Source organism: Pseudomonas sp. EGD-AK9 (assembly GCF_000465935.2).
Classification (GTDB): Bacteria; Pseudomonadota; Gammaproteobacteria; order Pseudomonadales; family Pseudomonadaceae; genus Aquipseudomonas.
The window spans coordinates 1-797 of the sequence record NZ_AVOF01000724.1 but is presented as its reverse complement, the minus strand read 5'-3'; the positions used below and the strand labels follow the sequence as shown (position 1 = coordinate 797).

At 71.4% G+C, this 797-nt stretch carries 1 protein-coding gene and 2 pseudogenes; 2 read left to right on the top strand and 1 reads right to left on the bottom strand.

The features are described 5' to 3' along the window. Together gspL and gspM are read left to right on the top strand one after the other, a co-directional pair. A partial coding sequence (gene gspL / locus N878_RS23270; protein WP_021445901.1) for a type II secretion system protein GspL occupies nt 1-467 on the top strand: 467 nt, incomplete at its 5' end. Next, nucleotides 464-664: pseudogene (gene gspM, locus N878_RS29710) on the top strand (type II secretion system protein GspM); the annotation flags it as partial. The gene gspL and the pseudogene gspM, both read left to right, overlap by 4 nt. Nucleotides 665-709: 45 nt before the next feature. Here the strand turns inward: gspM and N878_RS29705 are convergent. Next, nucleotides 710-797: pseudogene (locus N878_RS29705) on the bottom strand (TetR family transcriptional regulator); the annotation flags it as partial.

The following is a 797-nucleotide window of genomic DNA, read 5'->3' as shown; positions in this document are numbered from 1 at the left end:
GGCGGCGCTGGCGCCCGCTGGCCGGGGTGCTGGCGCTCTGCCTGTTGCTGCAGTGGGGCTTCAACCTGGTCCAGGGTTGGTACCTGCAGCGCCAGGCCGATCAGTACGCGCTGGCCAGCGAGGCGCTGTACCGCGAGCTGTTTCCCGAGGATCGCAAGCTGGTCAACCTGCGTGCGCAGCTGGATCAGCACCTGGCCGATGCCGCCGGCAGCGGCGACAGCCCGCTGCTCGGCCTGCTCGGTGAGGTGGCGCGAGCACTGCCGGCAGGCGGCGCGGCGCGGGTACAGGTCAATCAGCTCGATTACAGCGCCAGTCGCGCCGATCTCGCCCTGCAGCTGCAGGCGCCGGATTTCGCCGAGCTGGAAAGCCTGCGCGAACGCCTGGAACAGGCCGGGCTCGAGGTGCAGATGGGTTCGGCCAGCCGCGAGGCGGACGGCGTCAGCGCGCGCCTGGTGATAGGAGGATGAGCATGGCCAGTTGGCGTCAGTTCAATCAGGGGCTGCAGCTGCAGTGGCAGCGTTCCAGTCTGGCGCAGCGCTGGCAGGCGCTGGGGCCGCGCGACCGTCTGGCGTTGCTGGCGCTGGGCGCCTTCCTGGCGCTGGTGCTGGGCTATCTGCTGCTGTGGCAGCCGGTGGCGCGCGACGCCCAGGCGGCGCGCAGCGCCTTCGAGGAGCAGCGCAGCCTGCATGCATACCTGCAGAGCCGTGCGCCGGAGCTGCGCGGCGGCCAGCGCCGGGTCGTTGACCCCGGTCTCGGAGCGCATGCCGGCGGCGAGGAACGGCACCATCATGCGCATC